Origin of the sequence: Oleiphilus messinensis (genome assembly GCF_002162375.1) — a bacterium.
GTDB lineage: Bacteria > Pseudomonadota > Gammaproteobacteria > Pseudomonadales > Oleiphilaceae > Oleiphilus > Oleiphilus messinensis.
Window position 1 is genome coordinate 2,366,349 of sequence record NZ_CP021425.1, and the last position, 18,842, is coordinate 2,385,190.

The following is an 18,842-nucleotide window of genomic DNA, read 5'->3' on the forward strand; positions in this document are numbered from 1 at the left end:
AAGGGTATTTACATTAAATTTTATTTTTATCCGGTATTTAGGTGGTATCGGTTCAATGGCCAAACCGGGCAGATAGAATTGTAATTTTGGGCTATTCAAGATCGCTTTCAGGATATTTGAGTTTTGAAAAACTAGAGAGGCATTTTGTATGCAATCCCGTTAGAATACCCGGATTAAATCGAATTCAGCCGGGAAGGAAGTATGTCAGGAAAGATTTTGTACATTGCATATCATTATCCGCCGATTACCGTGAGCTCTGGTGTGCACCGGACATTGGCGTTTACCCGCTATCTGGTTGATTGGGGTTGGGATGTATCGGTTCTGACAGCTGACTACCGCATATACCCGCAATTTGATCTAGCCCAGTTAAGTAAAATCCCCAGGGCGGTATCGGTGATCAGGGCATGGGGGAAAGATACAGCCCGGGACTTATCCTTTCGTGGTCGGTATTCGAAACTGATGGCGCTGCCGGATCGATATCAAAGCTGGGTTATCGGGGCTGTACTAAGCGGATTGCAACAAATCAGACGAAATCGCCCTGATGTGATTGTTTCTACTTATCCTATCGCATCTGCGCACGTGGTGGGGTATCTTCTCCATAAGATAACCGGTATTCCATGGATCGCAGACTTTCGTGATCCGATGGCTCAGGAAGGCTATCCGGAAGACCCATTGACTCACCGAGTATTTAGCTGGATAGAAAAGAAAGCAGTTGAGCATGCCCGTTATCTGATTTTCACAACAGAGGGTGCCAAGACTTATTATGAGCAGCGTTACGCAGGAAAGATGCCTTATGCAGATCAGATGCAGTTGATTGAAAATGGGTATGATGAAACCGTTTTTGCGCGTATGCAATCCAGTTTGAGTGGGAAAAACAACAGAACTGCTGCCCAAAAATTGACTTTAGTACACAGTGGTGTGGTTTATCCTTCCGAGCGTAACCCTGAGAAGTTATTTCAGGCCCTGCAGGCTTTGAAATCTGAGGGGACGGTCACGGCTGATAATTTTGCATTGACTTTACGCGCAACGGGTCATGACGACTTGATTAGTGGAATGTTGACGCAATACGGCATTACGGACCTGGTCAGTCTGGCACCATCCATCCCTTACGAAGATGCGCTGCAGGAAATGTCGGAAGTTGATGTCTTACTGCTTCTGCAAGCTAACAATTGCAATGATCAAATTCCCGCAAAGGCGTACGAATATATTCGAATCGGTAAGCCTGTGTTGGCGTTGGCGGATCCTGTGGGTGAAACGGGCCGGTTGATGGGGCGTTTTCCATCTGCGGAAGTGGCTCCCCTGGAAAATATGCAAGACGTTAAGAGCGCGATCTCTGCAATGATTAACGATTATGGCTCTCGGGAGCCGGTATCCTATGACCTCGCCAGGCTCTATTCTCGCGAAGAGGGGGCGAATAAACTTGTTAAGTTAATCGGCAGTATATTTCAGCCTGCTAAACATTGAAGTTAATATTGAAGTTAATTAAGCAGGTCTTCAGCGTGAACTCTAAAGTGTAATACTCAGGAAAGGGACGGAGCTTGATTACCAAACTAAAAAATATGATTGCAGAATTGGGTTGGGTTGCAACGCTGCTCTACACAATTGATCGTGTGTTGCACCGCGTCTCGGAGCGAATGGGCTGCTACTTTTATTACTTCTACCAGCAGCCGCTTACGCAGCGAAAATTGCCGGTACCCACTCGTAAAGTATATGACTTTTACTGGCTCTCAGCGTTGAACGAACAAATTCAGCTGTTACCCCGACCAATGTCTGTCCTCGAGAACCGGTTTGCGCAAGGGGCCACCTGCATTGTCGCTCAAAAGGAGGAGGACCAATCCTTTCTAGGGTGTGCGTGGTTTGCCTTTAATGCTTACCAGGAAGATGAGGTCTACTGTATTTATGACTTTCAGCGGTGTACCGGGGCGGTATGGGATTACGATGTTTATATCACGCCAGAGCAGCGGATGACTCGACTGTTTTTGCGACTCTGGCAGAATGCAGAGCGTGAATTGGTGGATCAAGGGTTTTCGAGTAGCTTAAGCCGAATTTCTGCGTATAATGCGCAATCAGTTAATTCCCATGAAAAGTTCGGTGCCAAACGTATAGGTTGGGCTGTTTTTTTCAAATTTTTTAAATTACAAGTGACGATAACCAGTAAAGCACCTTACATTGGGGTATGCTTTGGGCTCCATAATCAACCGGTCATCCGGTTTCATTGATGGGAGAAAAGGATCGTCGATTAAAGAACGCTTCACGTTGAGCTGTAGCAAAAAAGATTAAGGAGATTGTTGTGAGTGAGTTGGATCAGGTTAAAGCCGTACTTTCCGATGTTTTAGGTGTGGATGCATCCGGCTTTGATGAGTCTACGGTTTTGTTAGGAGCAATACCTGAGTTTGACTCCATGGCTGTGGTCAGTATTATCACCGCGCTTGAAGATAATCTTGGAATATTTGTCGAAGACGATGAAATCAGTGCTGAAACCTTCGAAACCCTCGGTGCATTGTCCAGCTTCGTTCAATCCAAGCTTTAATAATCAGAGCTCCTGTGGTTCGCAATAGAGAATGGCTGGCGAGGGATAAGTGGCAGTGAAGCTGAAAATTGAACCATTCTTCCATCCGACTTCATCCGGAGAGATATTTCTATTAAAGCGCTCGCCCGATGAAGTCAAATCTAGTTCTGTTCTTGTGTTTGTGCCGCCATTTGCCGAAGAAGCAAATAAGTCCAGGCACAGCATAAGCCTTATGGCCTCCCGGCTGGCTGAAGCGGGGATTGCATCAGTTTATTTCGATTATTTTGGCAGTGGAGAAAGTCAGGGGCATTTTCATGATGGCTCTGTTACTCGTTACACTGAGGACTTGGTGTCAGTAGTCGAACTATTGAAGTCACAGGGCTATGAGAGTATCACACTATTGGGAATTCGCTGTGGTGCATTGATCGCGCTCAATGCGGCTAAAACCCTTGATATTGATCGGCTCTTATTTTGGAATCCGGTTCTGAATGGCAAGTTATGGGTTAATCAGTTTTTTCGCTTGCGAATTGCAGCGTCCATGGCGTCCGATGATGCAAAAAATGTTTCGGCAAAAACGATCCGGGAGGAGTTAGAGGCTCAGCAGTATACCGAAATTGCGGGTTACAGTGTCTCCCAAACCTTTGTTGACGAGATGGAGTCGACCTCGCTGGAAACCATTCTTGAAGACATCGCACAATCACGTAATACAGCCAACATATTGTGTAATACCACCTTGTTTGAGGTAAACAGTCTCTCAGATAACGCCGTTACGCCAGTCCTTGGTAAAGCTGCCGATCTACTGCGAGCAAAAAACGTTAACGTGCAAGTGATCGCCATTTCCGGAGATCAATTCTGGATGACCCAGGAAATCACGCTAAATACCGCCTTGTTTGATGATACGTTAAATCAGCTCACACAAGTACGGGTGGAATAGATGAGTAAATCGATAGAGCGCCCCATCGTTTTCGAAAGTCAGGGTAATCAATTGCTTGGTGTGCTACATCTGCCTGAAAAACCTGTAACAAGGACAGGGCTTTTGCTTGCGGTCGGAGGTCCACAAACCCGCACCGGGAGTCATCGTCAGTTTATTTTGTTAGCCCGGTTCCTTGCCGAGAATGGTGTTCCTGTGTTCCGGTTTGACTATACCGGAATGGGGGATAGTCAGGGTGATAAATCTGATTTTTTACAGGCCTGTCCGGATGTTGATCAAGCACTGAAAACCTTCAAGGCGAACACCGAAATCGATGACATCTGTTTTTGGGGGTTATGCGATGCGGTATCTTTGGGGTTAATGTATTTGTCTATCGGAAATAATCAAGACATTACTAAGTTTATCGCAGCAAATCCCTGGGTACGCCAGTCTCATACGGAAGCAAAAGCTTATCTGAAAAGTTATTATCTGAGCCGAATTCTGGATAAGCAATTCTGGCTTAAAGTGATTCGATTGCAATTTGACTTTTCAGGGTCACTGAAAAGTCTTTTGTCTTTCGTCAGGCAAGCTGTTTCCAAGCCCGAACATTCCGGTAGTTCGAATTTTTCCTCGTCTCCAACTGAAAACACTTGGCCCACTTTCACGGAAGATAATTATGTCCCGGCCATGCTTGCTGGTCTTGAAAAGATGCGCGGTGAATTTCATTTGATCTTAAGCGGGAATGACCTGACCGCTGATGAGTTTCGAATTATGACGCAATCAGATGCTCGCTGGTCAAGTGTCTTGGCGGATAAAACGGTGTCCAAATGTAATGTCGCGAAAGCGACGCATACTTTTTCGTCTGGAGCGTGGCGTGATGAAGTGGCTGAATACACGTTGAAGGTTGTGATGGGGCATTCATCTTGAATGGCCCCTCGGGTGCTACGCTTACCAATATCTTGGCTGAAAGCTGGTCACGGATAGCGTTGAGCTAGCTCACAAATGTCGCTTTTGTAAAATAGTTTTGCCCCATTTGAGCGAGAAAACCAAAAAACTCCTTTCGCCAGGGCGTGTATCGGGGGAACTCAAATGGATTGTTCTCCGCCTCGGCCACGCCGTGACTGGTGGTAACAGCGATAGAGTATCCCGCCTGTTTTACGATCTCCCTCACGGACTGGTCATAGTCTTGAAATGGTTTACCATTTGGATAGGCAAAACTGGTGATAGGTTTTCCGATGATCGCTTCGATTTTGTGCTTGTTTTCGATAATTTGAGTTTGTGCTTCAGACTCGCTCAATTTTGTCAAAATGGGGTGTGAAAGCGTGTGCCCACCGATCTCCATACCGGATTCGGACAATAATTTGAGTTGCGTACTCGTCATCATCAAGTCTGTTGGCAGCCTAACCCGTCCCGAAAATTGATTTACTTTCTCGGCTCGTTCATCAAATGGCAGGTGTTTGAGGGCTTTCAGCAAAGACTCGGTACAAGGTGATCGGTCTGTCTCGGTTTCCAGAGTAATTGGATCCATGCCGATATCCGAAAGATCGTGAGTGCCGAGTGGCAGTCGTCTCATTGTTTCAATAACCGCGTCATTCCACATGATTCCCCCATCCAGGAAATCCGATGCAATAAAAAATGTGGCGGGAACGTTGTGTTCTTTCAGTATCGGAAGCGCTACGGAATAATTGTTTTCGTAGCCATCGTCAAACGTCACGGCGATGGCATCCTTGGGGAGTGTGCCAGATCGTAATTGATTCAACCCGTCGGTCAGACTAATCGGATGAAAGTAATTTTTCAACAACGCCATTTGTTGTGCAAATTCGATCGCAGTCGGCTCACATGGCCGCATTGGATCCGCTTCGCGAAGCACTTGGTGGTAGATCAGAATAGGGAGTTTTTTTCCGTTTCCCAACAATTTGAAGATCAATCGAATCATGAAATAGCCCGTTTTAGCAAAGTGGCCGAGACCTTGATTTTCCGCACAGTAGATTTTTGAAAATGGTCAAAGGGGGAAATTATCGCGTCCGGTTGCGTATGTTTCGCAAATGATAACATAATGTTTCCCATGCAGGCAGCGGTGAATTTGAACCCTGTAGTCGTGCTGAGTGCAAATATAAATAAACTGTGTGAATACTCGATGAAGGCGTTTTCAAAACGAATTTTCAGAATCTTGTGCTTGTGTCTATTTGCAGCACTGGTCGCTGTCATGTTGGCGAAATTCGATTGGAGTGGCCGTACGACGGCTTCCCTGGCGGGCCAGGAATTGCAGGGTGCGGGGGTATTTATCGGTAGTGACTTTCCTGCAATTACGCGATCCTATCCACGGATATTGTCCCGTGGAAATCCAGGGTTTTCGAATATCGGGAATGCAGATCCCGTCTTGATCGAGAATATGCAGTCTCTGTTGTGTGCCGGACAAAAACAAAACTCGATTGGACATCCCTTGAAGAACCGCGTGGTTTGCAGTGTAGTGTTTCCGGGAGAAAGCGCGGAAGAACATTGGAATCAATATGTGTCAGAGCTTCAGAACACGGAAACTATACCTTGCACCGCAAGTAATAATCTCAGTAACACCTGGCAAATTGCGTTACTGTTGGATCAGGTTGCGGCCCATGTTTCCCCTGGGCAGCTAAAGCCGGTATTTGATAAGTTGGCGGCATCGCTCGAGCAATGTCTTGGGGTCCTGGACGGCCGCAGTGCTTCGCTCTGGCATGGCCGGTTCTCCCTGGGACTTGAAGCGTTCATCACGGCATTGGTTTTACCTGTTGGCGAGCAGACCCAGAAGCTGAAAACACGAGCCTACAAACATTTTCTCAACAGTATTGAAGCGATCCGTCTGACCGAGGGTTGGCCAAGTGGTTATAATTATTGGATAAATAGCCGGGCATTGACGTTTCTAATCGCCGTAGATGGTTTTCTGAATAGTGTTTCAGGTATGGAGGGCTTGAAGCGAGAACTGGTTAGGATCGTGCGCAGAGTCGGTTTGTGGCATATCTACATGACGCGTCCGGACAACCGTATCGCCGCGATTGCGGATGATGGACCACGAGTGGATCTAAAACATCAAACACGCTTGGTTATGGAATACATCGCGAAGCTTACGGGGGAGTCATTGTATGCCGATTATGCTGAGAAAATTGTGGCGTTGCATGGCGTGCAAGCAGACTATGCTGACTTTTATTGGTTGCTGCCGTTTACCTCGTACAATTTTAACTCGTACAACGATACCCGGTTCGGTGAGCGCACGCTACGGTCTGCTGCAGGTGGACTTGAGTTGCAGCCTCTGAGCGACGTGTTTGGGTCTGGAGCGTATAATCAAGTGGTTATTCGCAGTGGTTGGAATCATGATGCCACTTTCCTGCAGTTTCGTGCAGGAAGTTTGTTCAGTCATCATCAGCACTACGATGCAGGGCATTTTTCGTTGTTCAAGCGGATGCCCGTCTTTGTCGATAGCAGTATCTATTTTGGTATGCAAACGGATAATCGTCTTTATTATTCGGTGCGTACCGTGGCCAAGAATGGTCTGTTAATTCATCGCAGTGGTGAAGATGTTCGCCCGAGCAGGGCTTTCGAAGAGAGTGTCGCTGCAGGTGGGCAACGTCTGGTTTTTCCCACGGGGAGTGCCATTACGTCAGTGGCACACTGGCGTGAGAATCAGGAAACCGGTTGGCATTTAAAAGCAGGTCATCTTATCTCTAAAAGCGACCAGGCGGGCGTCCAGCGATATCAGCTTGATCTCACCGCAGCCTATGACAGCATAATGTTTGATTCTCAAGGCTCGGGTGGTAAGGTGCGTAAGGTCTTGCGGGATATCTCTTATCTGAAGGGGCAGGATATCGTGATTATCCGTGATCGGGTATGGCCTGTTGAGTCAGAATATCGGGTTACCGCAGTATTTCACACGTTGGCAAAGCCCATGTCAGAAATAGTTGCTCCACATGGGCTAACTATGAAGATCCGTGGGGATGGAGGCGTGTTAGCCCGCGTTGATTACTGGTCCAATGTTGCGCTCAGTCTTGATCTGATTGGCGGCGAAAAGGGACGTTACTGGGTTGTTGATGATAATACAATGGAAGGTAAAAATTACGACGGTGGGTCGAAGCAGAAGTCCTGGTTTGACAACCCTGAATGGCGTACGGAGCTATCCGGTTACCCGGCGGCGTCTGGATCGTTTGAATTGTTGACGGTTGTGCAGCTTCATGCTCCTGAAATAGCAAGCCGCCCGGATTTCCGGGTAAAACCAGAGGGCCCTGAAATCCAGGTTGGCGACTATTCGTTCCGGTTTGAGCAATAACTGCCCACTTATATCGGAGCAGTCCGATTAGTGGGATGCCAGCCACATGTTTAACATCATTAATATCCAGATCAACTCACCAAAATAGCCTGGATGGTCGGAACTGTGCATTTTAATGGCGTGCTCAAGGAATGGTTCCTTGAAAAATCCGGTGTCTTTAAGCGCCCTTACATTCGCGTAAGCCATGTCTCGCAACTCCGGTGTTTCTTTCAGCCACACACCGAAAGGGAGCCCGAATCCTTTTTTGCTTTTGTCGAGGGTTTTGTCGGAGAGAAAGCCCCGTGTAGCTTCTTTGTAGAATCGTCTGAGGTCATTGCCCGGCAGCAGAGTTTCGCTGGCGATCTGGGTTGAAAGTTCAAGCAATTCGTCATCCAGCATCGGATAGCGCACATCTACGCCGGCCAGATTGCACATGTTTGTTACTTTAACCAAATCGTTGTCAGCCAGTGTGAATTTCCAGTCCAGATAAAGCATGCGATTTTGTGAGTCACCGTTACCGGGTTCGTTATAGCGCTGTTCCAGGAGTGTCAAAGGACGTTTACGGTCAACCTGGTTCAGTAGTGATTCGGTGAACACAGTAGAAGGATCAAACTGGTGCAGGAAATTATAGGTTTGTAATCTCCCTGGCAGTTTGATTCGAGCTTGTTTTACGTAGCTGGCTGCCTTACTCAGAATCGGAATATTCACGTTCTCCGGGAGCAAGCTGAGTGGTGCTTCAAGGAAAATTCGGCGAATCGGGGAGGGAATTTTGTAATAAAGTTCGAATACTTTCTGTTTTGCGTAGCGTTCATTGCCTGCAAAGAGTTCATCGCCTCCGTCACCCGCCAGCAATGTCGTTATGCCTTTTTGTTTGGCAAACTCGGCACAGTAGAGTGCAGGGAGCGCAGAGCTGTTACCAAACGGTTCATCATAGTAAGCCGATATTCGGGTTAGGGCGCTTTTGATATCCTCAGGGGTGACGTAATATACACTATGATCCGTGTCGAAAAGATCCGCAGTGATTTTTGCGAATGCTGACTCGTCATAACCTTCCGCTTCAAAACCAATCGTAAAGGTTTTTGCTTTTTGTGGTGCTGCAGATTTGGCAAAGAATCCTGATACCGTTGAGCTGTCCAGTCCGCCGCTCAGAAATGCCCCTGTCTCTTCTATTTCGCAGCCAGCAAGGCTTCGCTCAACACTGTGCTGCAGGGCGGTGAATAATTTCTTTTGTTGCTCAGGCGCTTGCTCTGTGCTGACTTTAAACTCGGGAACATAGTAGGTGTTGCGGGTTATCGTACTGTTTTTAAATTGCAATGCTTCACTGGATTGTAACTTTTTGACCTGCTGATAAATCGTGTCCGGCGCAGGAATGCAATGGAAGTAGATGTATTGATAGATTCCCTGAGGATCTATTTTTTTGAGTTGTGGTGCTTCGGTGACCAGTTGTTTCAACTTGCTGGAGAAAATAAGGCCGTCTTCATATTCGGCATAGTAAACCGGGTGGGTGCCAATTTTGTCTGTTGCCAGGATCAATTGTTCCGATTTTTTGCTGAAATATACCAGGCAAAAATGACCTGATAAGCCTTGTATACCTTTTAGAATATTTGCATCAGTTCCGGTTAAATAGGCGAGCAGTCTGTCAGAGTTCGTAGCAGCAGTCGGTGTATCAGGTTGGTCTTGGTCTGCCTTGAGTGTCGCACCAGTTGTAACCAAGAGTATGCCGTCTTCATTTTCGCTCATTTCCATATTGCCACTGAACTGCAGGCTAAAACGCCGGTTTCCCGAGACCGGTATGGAGAATCTGTCTTCTGATTCCGGAGAAAAACTGCCCAAAGAGCCAATGAAGTGATGCATAATACGAATCCGTGTCATTAAGAGTGATGGCATTGTCTAAAATTAGGTGTGTTTTGACAAGGTATGGACTCGCTTGTATTCAGTTAGACTTGGTAAATATCGGAATTAGGTTATGATTTTAATCAGCACTATTTCAATTTAACGGAATTGAAATAATAATCTGCTTACCTTGCATTGGCTTTCAAAATCGCAAAAGGTTTTAAGGTCGAAACTCTATTTATAAAAGGACGAAGTTGTGAGAGTTACAGTTTTTGGCATCGGTTACGTAGGATTAGTCCAGGCAGCGGTTTTGGCACAGGTTGGTCATACCGTTGTATGCGTTGATGTTGACGAGAAAAAAGTGGACGACCTGAAATCCGGCATTATTCCAATATACGAGCCGGGGCTTACAGCATTGGTGCAAGAGAACTACGAACAAGGACGTCTGGAGTTTACGACCGATGCCAAGCGCGGGATCGAGCATGGTGAATTGCAGTTTATCGCGGTGGGTACGCCTCCGGATGAAAATGGGTCGGCGGACTTGCAGTATGTATTAAGTGTAGCGACAACAATAGCGACACATATGGACAGTTATAAAGTGATCGTTAACAAGTCCACTGTGCCGGTGGGGACTGCAGATAAAGTAAAGGCCACCGTAACCGCTGTTTTGGCTGAAAGGGGACTACAGGCAAAATTTGATGTGGTGTCCAATCCAGAATTCCTGAAAGAGGGGGCGGCAGTCGCGGATTGCTCGAAACCGGATCGCATCGTTGTCGGAACAGACAACACCGAGGTTCAGGAGTTGTTCCGGGAGTTATATGCTCCTTTCAATCGAAACCATGATAAGTTGATTTTCATGGATGTCCGCTCATCCGAATTAACTAAATATGCCGCGAATTGCATGTTGGCAACGAAAATATCGTTTATGAATGAAATGGCCAATCTGGCTGAACGGTTAGGGGCTGATATTGAAAATGTGCGTAAGGGGATCGGTTCTGACCCCCGTATTGGTTATCACTTTATTTATCCCGGCGCGGGGTACGGCGGTTCTTGTTTTCCCAAAGATGTACAGGCTTTGATTCGGACATCCCAGGAAATAGGTTATCAACCCGAAATTCTCGAGGCGGTCGAAAATGTCAATATGCGCCAGAAAAACAAACTGTTCGAGAATATCGTCAAACATTTCGGAAATGATTTGAGTGGCAAGCAGTTTGCTGTTTGGGGGTTGTCCTTCAAGCCGAATACTGACGATATGCGCGAGGCATCCAGCCGTGTTCTCATGCAGAGCCTCTGGGCCGCAGGCGCAAAGGTTAAAGCGTATGACCCCGAGGCAATGAATGAGTGTCAGCGAATATTCGGTGACCGGGATGACTTGATGTTGATGGGAACCAAGGAGGCGTGTTTGAAAGGCAGTGATGCTCTGGTGATCTGTACCGAGTGGAACCAGTTCCGTGCACCTGATTTTGATGTGTTGTCCGAGAGTTTGAATCATCCAGTCATCGTTGATGGTCGTAATCTGTTCGCGCCGGAAATCATGAATCGCCGGGGGTTTACATACTATGCGATTGGCCGCGGTGATAGTGTTGAGAAGTGTTCGACCTAACAGATTGAATGTAAGGTCAACTCTGGCTACCATAGTCCGTTTGGGATTGTTTCTGGTTATTCAAGGGTGTGATACCTTTGAGTAACACCCTCACTGGATGACTATATATGAAATTTATTGTTACGGGTGGTGCTGGTTTTATCGGTTCCGCAGTGATTCGCCATTTGATTCGGAATACAGAGCATCAAGTGGTGAATGTTGATAAACTGACTTATGCGGGCAATCTGGATAACCTCGCTTCGATTGCTGACTCGGAGCGATATACATTCGAACAAGTCGATATCTGTGATTACGCAGCCTGTGAAACTGTGATAAACCAGCATGCTCCAGATGTCATTATGCATCTCGCTGCAGAGTCCCATGTTGATCGTTCCATCGATGGCCCATCTGACTTCATTCAGACTAACATTGTCGGCACTTGCAATTTACTTGAAGTGGCACGAACTTTTTATGGCGCTTTGACGGAAGAGAAGCGTAAATTATTCAGGTTTCATCATATTTCGACAGACGAAGTGTATGGATCCCTTGGCGATGCCGGGTTGTTTACAGAATCCACACCCTATGATCCCAGTTCTCCTTATTCGGCCAGCAAGGCCTCTTCTGATCATTTGGTCAGAGCCTGGAACCGAACGTTTGGATTACCGGTTCTGGTAACGAATTGTTCGAATAATTATGGCCCTTACCATTTTCCTGAGAAACTGATTCCGTTAATGATATTAAATGCCCTCGAGGGCAAGGCGCTACCGGTCTATGGTCAGGGGAATCAAGTGCGCGACTGGCTTTATGTTGATGATCACGCCAAAGCGCTGGTTTTGGTCGCATTAACCGGTGAAGTCGGACAGACCTATAATATTGGTGGGCACAATGAAAAGACAAATCTGGATGTGGTTCAAACCATTTGCAAATTGTTAGAGGAATTGCGCCCCGATAAGCCCGAAGGCGTAGCTTTTTATCGCGATCTGATTGTTCATGTTGAGGATAGGCCCGGTCATGATCTCCGTTATGCGATTGACGCGAGTAAAATTCAGCAGGAACTAGGATGGAGTCCCGAGGAAAGCTTTGAAACCGGTATTCGGAAGACGGTGCAGTGGTACTTGGATAACAAGGAATGGTGGTCCAGGGTTTTGAGCGGGACATACCAGATGGGTCGCATGGGATTGGGTGTCAGTGAATAATATTGAGTTTTACAGGATAGGGGGGCAATAATAATGAAAGGGATTGTTTTGGCTGGAGGCTCAGGCACGCGCCTGTACCCCATCACGCGAGGGGTTTCGAAGCAGCTGCTGCCGATTTATGACAAGCCGATGATTTATTATCCGCTTTCAACGCTGATGCTCGCGGGAATTCGGGAAATTTTGATCATTTCAACCCCCATTGATTTACCTTATTTTCAGAAAATGTTGGGTAATGGCGAGCAATTTGGTGTTCGGTTTGAGTATGCGGAACAGCCATCTCCCGACGGTATCGCCCAAGCTTTTCTGATTGGTGAAGAGTTTATCGGGTCAGATAGTGTTTGCCTGGTGTTAGGTGACAATATTTACTACGGTGAACGATTTACAGAAAAACTCAAAAGTGCTGCCCGGCGGGAAAGTGGTGCTACGGTATTTGGTTACTGGGTTTCTGATCCGGAGCGTTTCGGAGTGGTCGAGTTTGATCACCGTGGCAATGCAATTTCCATTGCTGAAAAGCCCGAGAACCCGAGGTCCAACTATGCAGTGACGGGACTGTATTTCTACGATAATAAAATTGTTGATGTGGCCAAACAGATCAAGCCGTCTGCCCGTGGTGAGTTGGAAATAACGGATGTTAACAACCATTATCTGGCATCCGGGGCGCTAAAAGTCGAAAAGCTCGGGAGAGGATTTGCCTGGCTGGATACTGGAACCCATGACAGCTTGCTTGAAGCTGCTCATTTCGTTAAAACCATCGAATCCCGTCAGGGGTTAAAAGTGGCTTGCCTTGAGGAAATTGCACTCAGTAATGGGTGGTTAACTCACGAACAGGTTGCAGATATAGGGCAAAGCCTGAGCAAAACTCAGTACGGCCAGTATCTTTTGCGGTTATCGAAGCTTTCTGGTTTCTGATCTGGCTTCGATATCAACTTACCACTTTTTATAAAGGTTTCGAATGAACGTAATTGAAACAGCTCTGCCCGGGGTTCTAATCATTGAACCCAATGTTTTCGGAGATTCCCGGGGATTCTTCCTGGAGTCCTATCAAGCAACACGGTATCAGAAACTCGGGATTGATTTGCCTTTTGTACAAGACAACCATTCAAGGTCGGCTCGTGGAGTCTTGCGCGGATTACACTTTCAGGTCACTAAACCACAAGGAAAATTAGTTCGGGTTGTCAGTGGCGAAATATTGGATGTGGTAGTGGACTTTCAGCCGGGTTCTGAAACATTTGGTCGTTATGAGGCCGTTGTTTTAAGCGCTGAAAACCATCGGCAGTTGTATGTACCACCCGGCTATGCCCACGGTTTTGCTGTGATCAGTGAGAGCGCAGATTTTCTGTATAAGTGCACAGACTATTACGACCCATCGGATGAGGCTGGTATTATCTGGAATGATCCGTTGGTGAATGTCGCTTGGCCTTTCTCGGAGCCATTATTGTCCGAGAAGGATCGGCACTGGCCAACGCTGGAACAGTATGTTGAGTCGCTGTCCTAGGGAAGTTCAGGCTCATGGGCCTAATTCAAGTCAGGTAATTTTTTCTCTTCCTGTTTTCTCAAGCTTTTGATTGTTTTTTTGAGTAAGTGGGGTAAGAGGACTTTGCCTGGCATTTTGATCAGGTGTCCGCGCCAGTAAAGTAGTTGGCGTGCGAGAGCATCCCCGCTGCTCGCGCAGTGAGAATGTGCAGGTTTGAGCACGTGCAGAAAAAGCCAATCCATAATCAAGAGCCCATAGCCTGCCGGAATTCTCATTGCGGATTTGTTTTCCTGACGGAGTAATTTGAAACAAGCTTTGGGAACTGGCAGGTAGAGTATTGCTTTACAATATCTCAGCGCATAAAAAAGCGGTTGTCCGAGATTTAATGCACAAGCTCGAGTGGCGAGCTCTTGCCATCCATTCTCCTGGTCTACGACATGGCTTTGTAAGAGCTGCTGGATGTCTACCAGGTCTCTAAGACCATTATCAAATTCACCTTCCCAAAACAGGTGTGTCGCGCTGTGGATAATCATGTCATGAGGGTGCAGTGTACCGCATTTTTCAGTTTGTAACGCATGTTCAAAAAGAGGTTCTACCGGCGGATTCAGGTGGCGTAGAACCGGGAAAATATTGTGGTGCAGATCAATGACGGTTCCACTTTTGTAATGAATCAAAGGCGGGATTTCATGGGACCATTCCCGGTAGTACTTTTCATCATAATCATCAACTTCCTTGCTGATCCAGCCATTCGCGAACAGGGCGGCTTCCATTGCTTTCAAGTTCTTTTTTTCGACCAACAAGTCAATATCGCTTAGTGTCCTTCCTTCGCCTGCATTCTGGTCGCTGTAAAAGTATGCGGCACCTTTGAGGACGAGTATTGGAACATCGATCTTCTGACTGATGTTAAAGACTTTCGAAAGCTCCCATACCGATTGGTTTTTCTGCAGTTGGTGTTGTTTAAATTCTGATTCAAGGTGGTTGAGCGCATATTGGGGTATAAACTTTTCAAGCTTGTTTTGTTTTAGTATCCAAAACAGCTTTCCCAACAAGTTTGCAGTCCGGCTTTCATTAATGAGCTGGGACCAAGCAATTCCGTTCAACTCTGTTACACCAGCGGGGTTGCGTAGAATTTGAATGAGAAGTGATGTGGTCATATTAGCTTGCCAACTTGTCAAAAAAACGAAAAGCATCTGAGAAATTACTGTATTTCATGGTCAGGCATTCTGCAGAATCGACCAGTTGAGTTGCGCATTGAAATCCGGCGTTACCCAATACCAGGTAATTAAAACTGTTCGCGATTAAATCCATAAACGCGTCTGTTTTTGAGAGTGTTTTACTTTGCAAATGGCTGTCTCGTTCAAATTTCGGAAACAGGATGTGAGTCACCGGTCGTTTCGTTAGAACGTTTTGAACGCTGTAACCTGTCGGTTTCAGGAGTGCTACAGTGCCTTTTGCGGTATCGTGAAATTTACTGCTCATCACGCTGTTGCTAAATGTGTTGGTAATCAGGTCAATCGAATTATTCTTCAGGTTTATTGGTCTTGAAAGACCATGTACCTGGTTATGCTTCAAATCGATCATCACAAGTTCGTCAGAATATAATTGCCAGCCGTTTAGCATGAGTGCAGCGGTGAGAGTGCTTTTTCCTGAACCCGGAGGAGCGGGTAGCAGTACGAATGTGTCGTTTTTGGCGAGGCCTGCAGCATGGAACAGAAGATATTGGTGTGCATGATTTGCAATACACCAATTCAGTCCCCATTCAAACATTGGCACGGCTTGTGAGCGCGGGAGAGGAACAAATGGGGCGTGTTCATTAAAGTAAAACTGGATCTGAGGGCGGATGAATCGGCGGAGTTGGGTTGGTGGCGAAATTCTGATATGGAAATCGTGAAAATCCTGTTGCAAGTCAGTCCGCGGGAATTCGCTGTATAATGTCTTTACCCACCTTAAGACTTCATCTGAGTGAGTTTCCAAGTGGACTTTAAAATAGCCAATGTTGATACCGAGGGTTTCTGCAGGTTGCATTCGTAATGTAGGGGATTGGAGTTAGGGTTATTCACTGACTTTGGATGGTCGACTCCGGTTGTTTATGCAGTAGTCCACTCTCCAGCAGGAAGTTCAATGTCGTAGCAATTGCAGAGCTGAGTTCTGCTTTGGTATTTTCAGCGTAGCACTGAGTGAGCAACTCCGTTAGTTTTTCTTCTGATTTCGGTGTGTCCAGAAGACGTAGTAAGTCGTGGGCAAGAATGTTAAGTCGGTGAGTGCTTCCGGATGGGGGGTGGTAGACAACCACCTCCTCATCCCAAAGCCGGTAATGCTTAAGGTACTCGAAGTTACAGCGGTACAGCATGAGTACTGTTACCGAAACTAATTACAAGTAATATTTTTCTGCTTGGTCAGGTCAGCCCATCCCGGGTTAACCTCCAGAGCTTTAGCGTCAATATGGGTTCTTTCGTTCAGGTTTGCGAGTATGTCATGCAATATGTCATATTTAGTGGGGTCAACATAAAGAACATAATTGAACGCGTCTTTGATTTCCTGAATTGATTTGCCGTAGTTGACGCTGGGGTGAGCTGCGTTCAGCAGTGCTGCAATCAGGTGAAACTCAAGTGAGCCGGCACCGTTTTCACAGGCTTGAGGATCGAGCACGTCCATGAAGGTGATGCCGAAACTGGAACCCGTTCCAAACTCACTGCTAAAAATGGTTCCGGGGATGCCTCGAGGGTCGTTGGTGTATCCTGGATAGTACCCTGTCGGCCAGCATTCAGGGTGGTTCATCCAGAATCCGGGAGTTTGACCTTCGCCACCGGCGGTGCAGGAGTAGGATTCAAGCGGACGGGACAGGTTTCCGCTCAACAACCCAGAAATCGAGCATGGTCCTTGACCCCATACCGGTCTGCTTGCAACTGATACGACAACAGAAGAGGCTGCAAGTCCTTTTACAAGGTTTCTTCGGCTCACACCACGGGAGGTTGGTGTTGAATGTGGTGCTTCAGAGATTTTGTTTTCGTGGTCCATTTTATTACAACCTTGGTGTCTACCGAGTGTCAGAATAATTTACAGGTAAGTACATTAGTTGGCCTATTAACGAATTTTTCAGCATAATTCGTGCCATTCGTTTTCCCTTGGCCATTATCATAAGGTCTAGTATACCTTTTCAGCGACCATTCTTCACGGTTTTCCATTGTAATTCATCGATGATTTCACAATTGTTAAAAGCCAGTTTTGATAGGTCATTAATACAATGGAATTTTTTGCATTACCGATTCGGAGATCGTGCCTCGGGAACCGTTAGGGCTGACCATGGAAGGGGAAATTCCTTCTCTGAGTTATTTTGCTGAAAAATGTACAAATGAAGCTGCAATCCAAGGTCGATGTAATTAGAGGAATGGTGTGTAAAGAAAAGTGACAATACTCTCAGATATTTCATGGGGTCGAATAATAGGGTTTTGATTTTAAATTTATTTTTTCTGTACCATTGATTTTTGGATGCAACTGGACAACACTTATCCCCGTTGCGACTTGGTCGCAAATTCGAAGCACCGTATTTATATCTCCGGCATTATTTGAGTGTTTTTTAGTGAGTATTGGTCGTTCAAAGTGTTGGTCGTCCAAAGTGCTGATCGTCAAAAGGTCAAAAGGTCAAAAGGTCAAAAGGTCAAAAGGTCAAAAGGTCAAAAGGTCAAAAGTAAGTACCTAGCCGGAATTAACTCGCTCTTTTCAATATTGTTCAGTCTGTTTGGAGTTCCTGCATACGGATTTATTTAAGGAAAATCCTTTAGCGGAATACTCGCAGTTTGCATTGGTATCCGGTAAATTGCATCAGGCGAATTTGATCGAAGCCGGGAGTTATTTATTCTTCGCATTACGTGATACGGTGTGGCGTGAGTCAAATCACTAATAAGAAAAGGACATGTTTTCAGGGAAAGAAGCGTCGGAATGCCCAAAGGTGCTCGATTAGTCGATGTTGTATGCGGGTTGATGTTGTATACGGGTTGATGTAACTCGCTAATTTGGGATGTTCTGAAGTAATTATTCACGGGCCTGCAACCGTGTCAGATTTTCAAAACAGGTTGAAGAATTTGATGCGGGATGAATTTGTGCAGGTGTGCAAGGCAATTAAATAGGTTTATTCAGAGCGCCAGTGCTTTTATTTGAGTTGACTGGTAGTAGCTGTGGATTGGTATTGCCAATAATTAGTGATGGAGATGAACTTGTTAGCTGAATTAAAACATGAAGATAGTGTTTCAGCTTTGAAACCTGTATTTTTATGTTCTGGTATCCCCACAGCGTTGGTATGGGCAAATACGGATGAATTGAGAGAAGAGTCCTACCGTATTCGCTATGAAGTATATTGCAGGCATCTTGGCTTCGAAGATGAGCAGAAGTATCCCGAGGGGCAGGAGTCGGATCGGTTTGATCTGATTTCCAATCACTTTCTGGTTCAAGATTTGGAAACCTCCAATTATGTTGGTACCGTCCGTTTGGTCGAGCCGGGCCTGACTGCTTCGCCTCTGGATGCGATCCCCCTGGAAAGCGTATATCGAAAAGAGTACGAGCAAAGCACATATTGTCCGGCTGCGCAGCGATCTGGCTCCTACCTGGAGGTTTCGCGGCTCGCGCTGTTGACACATGCCTGGCAACAAAGTGGAACCTACTCCTCGGAACTGGCACGGTTGCTGTATTTGGCTTCACTTGCATACTTCTATAGCCTGCCTGATATGAAACGTATATATTGTCTAATGGAGCCCCGATTGGCGTATCGATTAAATCGAATTGGCTTGCCATTTGATCAAGTGGGTCAGTTAATTCAGTTTAAGGGCGATCGTGCGCCCTATATGTTGCAACGGTCGGGTTGCCTGCAAGGGCTTCGTGGTGAGGCCAGATCCATTTTTAGCCAAGCTTTAGCGCAAATGCGTCGCTCTAATATCCGTGATTCTTCAAAGGGCGGTTGAAAGCAGGATCTAGGGGGGAGGCAGGGTGGATTGGAGCTATTACCTGGCAACTCTGGAATTAAATTTCGATAAATTTATGACCAAAATGGTCAATTGTTTTTGAAATCCCC

Annotated in this window: 17 protein-coding genes; 11 read left to right on the forward strand and 6 right to left on the reverse strand. The window is 46.3% G+C overall.

Annotated features, from left to right (window positions below):
- Positions 1-201 precede the first annotated feature (201 nt).
- The 5 genes from OLMES_RS10370 to OLMES_RS10390 all read left to right on the forward strand — a co-directional run bounded on the left by OLMES_RS10370 (position 202) and on the right by OLMES_RS10390 (position 4,346).
- Entirely contained in the window at positions 202-1,464 is a 1,263-nt protein-coding gene (locus OLMES_RS10370; RefSeq protein ID WP_087461202.1) for a glycosyltransferase, read from the forward strand.
- 74 nt (positions 1,465-1,538) lie between these two features.
- A complete protein-coding gene (locus OLMES_RS10375; RefSeq protein WP_157678250.1) occupies positions 1,539-2,219 on the forward strand; it encodes a GNAT family N-acetyltransferase in 681 nt (226 codons plus the stop codon).
- A gap of 71 nt (positions 2,220-2,290) precedes the next feature.
- A complete protein-coding gene (locus OLMES_RS10380; protein ID WP_087461204.1) occupies positions 2,291-2,530 on the forward strand; it encodes an acyl carrier protein in 240 nt (79 codons plus the stop codon).
- A 55-nt stretch (positions 2,531-2,585) separates the two neighbouring features.
- A complete protein-coding gene (locus tag OLMES_RS10385; RefSeq protein ID WP_157678251.1) occupies positions 2,586-3,443 on the forward strand; it encodes a hydrolase 2, exosortase A system-associated in 858 nt (285 codons plus the stop codon).
- Positions 3,444-4,346, forward strand: coding sequence for a hydrolase 1, exosortase A system-associated (locus tag OLMES_RS10390; RefSeq protein ID WP_087461206.1), 903 nt, complete (start codon positions 3,444-3,446; stop codon positions 4,344-4,346).
- A gap of 64 nt (positions 4,347-4,410) precedes the next feature.
- Here OLMES_RS10390 and OLMES_RS10395 read toward each other — a convergent pair whose 3' ends face one another.
- On the reverse strand, positions 4,411-5,355 hold the full coding sequence (locus tag OLMES_RS10395; protein ID WP_087461207.1) for a polysaccharide deacetylase family protein: 945 nt from the start codon (positions 5,353-5,355) through the stop codon (positions 4,411-4,413).
- Between the two features lie 201 nt (positions 5,356-5,556).
- On the opposite strand from OLMES_RS10395, the gene OLMES_RS10405 reads away from it, so the two are divergent.
- A complete protein-coding gene (locus tag OLMES_RS10405) occupies positions 5,557-7,713 on the forward strand; it encodes a hypothetical protein (RefSeq protein WP_198343294.1) in 2,157 nt (718 codons plus the stop codon).
- 27 nt (positions 7,714-7,740) lie between these two features.
- On the opposite strand, the gene OLMES_RS10410 is transcribed toward OLMES_RS10405, so the two are convergent.
- The gene (locus OLMES_RS10410) at positions 7,741-9,546 is read right to left on the reverse strand and encodes an asparagine synthetase B family protein (RefSeq protein ID WP_198343295.1); all 1,806 of its coding nucleotides are present in this window, start codon (positions 9,544-9,546) and stop codon (positions 7,741-7,743) included.
- 235 nt (positions 9,547-9,781) lie between these two features.
- On the opposite strand from OLMES_RS10410, the gene OLMES_RS10415 reads away from it, so the two are divergent.
- The 4 genes from OLMES_RS10415 to rfbC all read left to right on the forward strand — a co-directional run bounded on the left by OLMES_RS10415 (position 9,782) and on the right by rfbC (position 13,798).
- A complete protein-coding gene (locus tag OLMES_RS10415; protein WP_087461211.1) occupies positions 9,782-11,128 on the forward strand; it encodes a UDP-glucose dehydrogenase family protein in 1,347 nt (448 codons plus the stop codon).
- Between the two features lie 107 nt (positions 11,129-11,235).
- The gene (gene rfbB, locus OLMES_RS10420) at positions 11,236-12,303 is read left to right on the forward strand and encodes a dTDP-glucose 4,6-dehydratase (protein WP_087461212.1); all 1,068 of its coding nucleotides are present in this window, start codon (positions 11,236-11,238) and stop codon (positions 12,301-12,303) included.
- Positions 12,304-12,336: 33 nt separating this feature from the next.
- Complete coding sequence (gene rfbA, locus OLMES_RS10425) at positions 12,337-13,212, forward strand: glucose-1-phosphate thymidylyltransferase RfbA (RefSeq protein WP_087461213.1); 876 nt, start codon at positions 12,337-12,339, stop codon at positions 13,210-13,212.
- Positions 13,213-13,255: 43 nt separating this feature from the next.
- Complete coding sequence (gene rfbC / locus OLMES_RS10430) at positions 13,256-13,798, forward strand: dTDP-4-dehydrorhamnose 3,5-epimerase (RefSeq protein WP_087461214.1); 543 nt, start codon at positions 13,256-13,258, stop codon at positions 13,796-13,798.
- Positions 13,799-13,818: 20 nt separating this feature from the next.
- Here rfbC and OLMES_RS10435 read toward each other — a convergent pair whose 3' ends face one another.
- From OLMES_RS10435 to OLMES_RS10450, 4 genes are read right to left on the reverse strand one after another with little or no spacing between them, the layout of a single operon-like run.
- Entirely contained in the window at positions 13,819-14,931 is a 1,113-nt protein-coding gene (locus OLMES_RS10435; protein WP_157678252.1) for a nucleotidyltransferase domain-containing protein, read from the reverse strand.
- A 1-nt stretch (position 14,932) separates the two neighbouring features.
- Positions 14,933-15,802 carry an HprK-related kinase A gene (locus OLMES_RS10440; RefSeq protein ID WP_087461216.1) on the reverse strand — a complete coding sequence of 290 codons (870 nt, stop codon included), beginning with the start codon at positions 15,800-15,802 and terminating at the stop codon, positions 14,933-14,935.
- Positions 15,803-15,833: 31 nt separating this feature from the next.
- The gene (locus OLMES_RS10445) at positions 15,834-16,127 is read right to left on the reverse strand and encodes an HPr-rel-A system PqqD family peptide chaperone (RefSeq protein WP_087461217.1); all 294 of its coding nucleotides are present in this window, start codon (positions 16,125-16,127) and stop codon (positions 15,834-15,836) included.
- Positions 16,128-16,144: 17 nt separating this feature from the next.
- The gene (locus OLMES_RS10450; protein WP_087461218.1) at positions 16,145-16,795 is read right to left on the reverse strand and encodes a hypothetical protein; all 651 of its coding nucleotides are present in this window, start codon (positions 16,793-16,795) and stop codon (positions 16,145-16,147) included.
- 1,196 nt (positions 16,796-17,991) lie between these two features.
- Here OLMES_RS10450 and OLMES_RS10455 point away from each other — a divergent pair.
- On the forward strand, positions 17,992-18,732 hold the full coding sequence (locus OLMES_RS10455; RefSeq protein ID WP_157678253.1) for a GNAT family N-acyltransferase: 741 nt from the start codon (positions 17,992-17,994) through the stop codon (positions 18,730-18,732).
- Positions 18,733-18,842 lie beyond the last annotated feature (110 nt).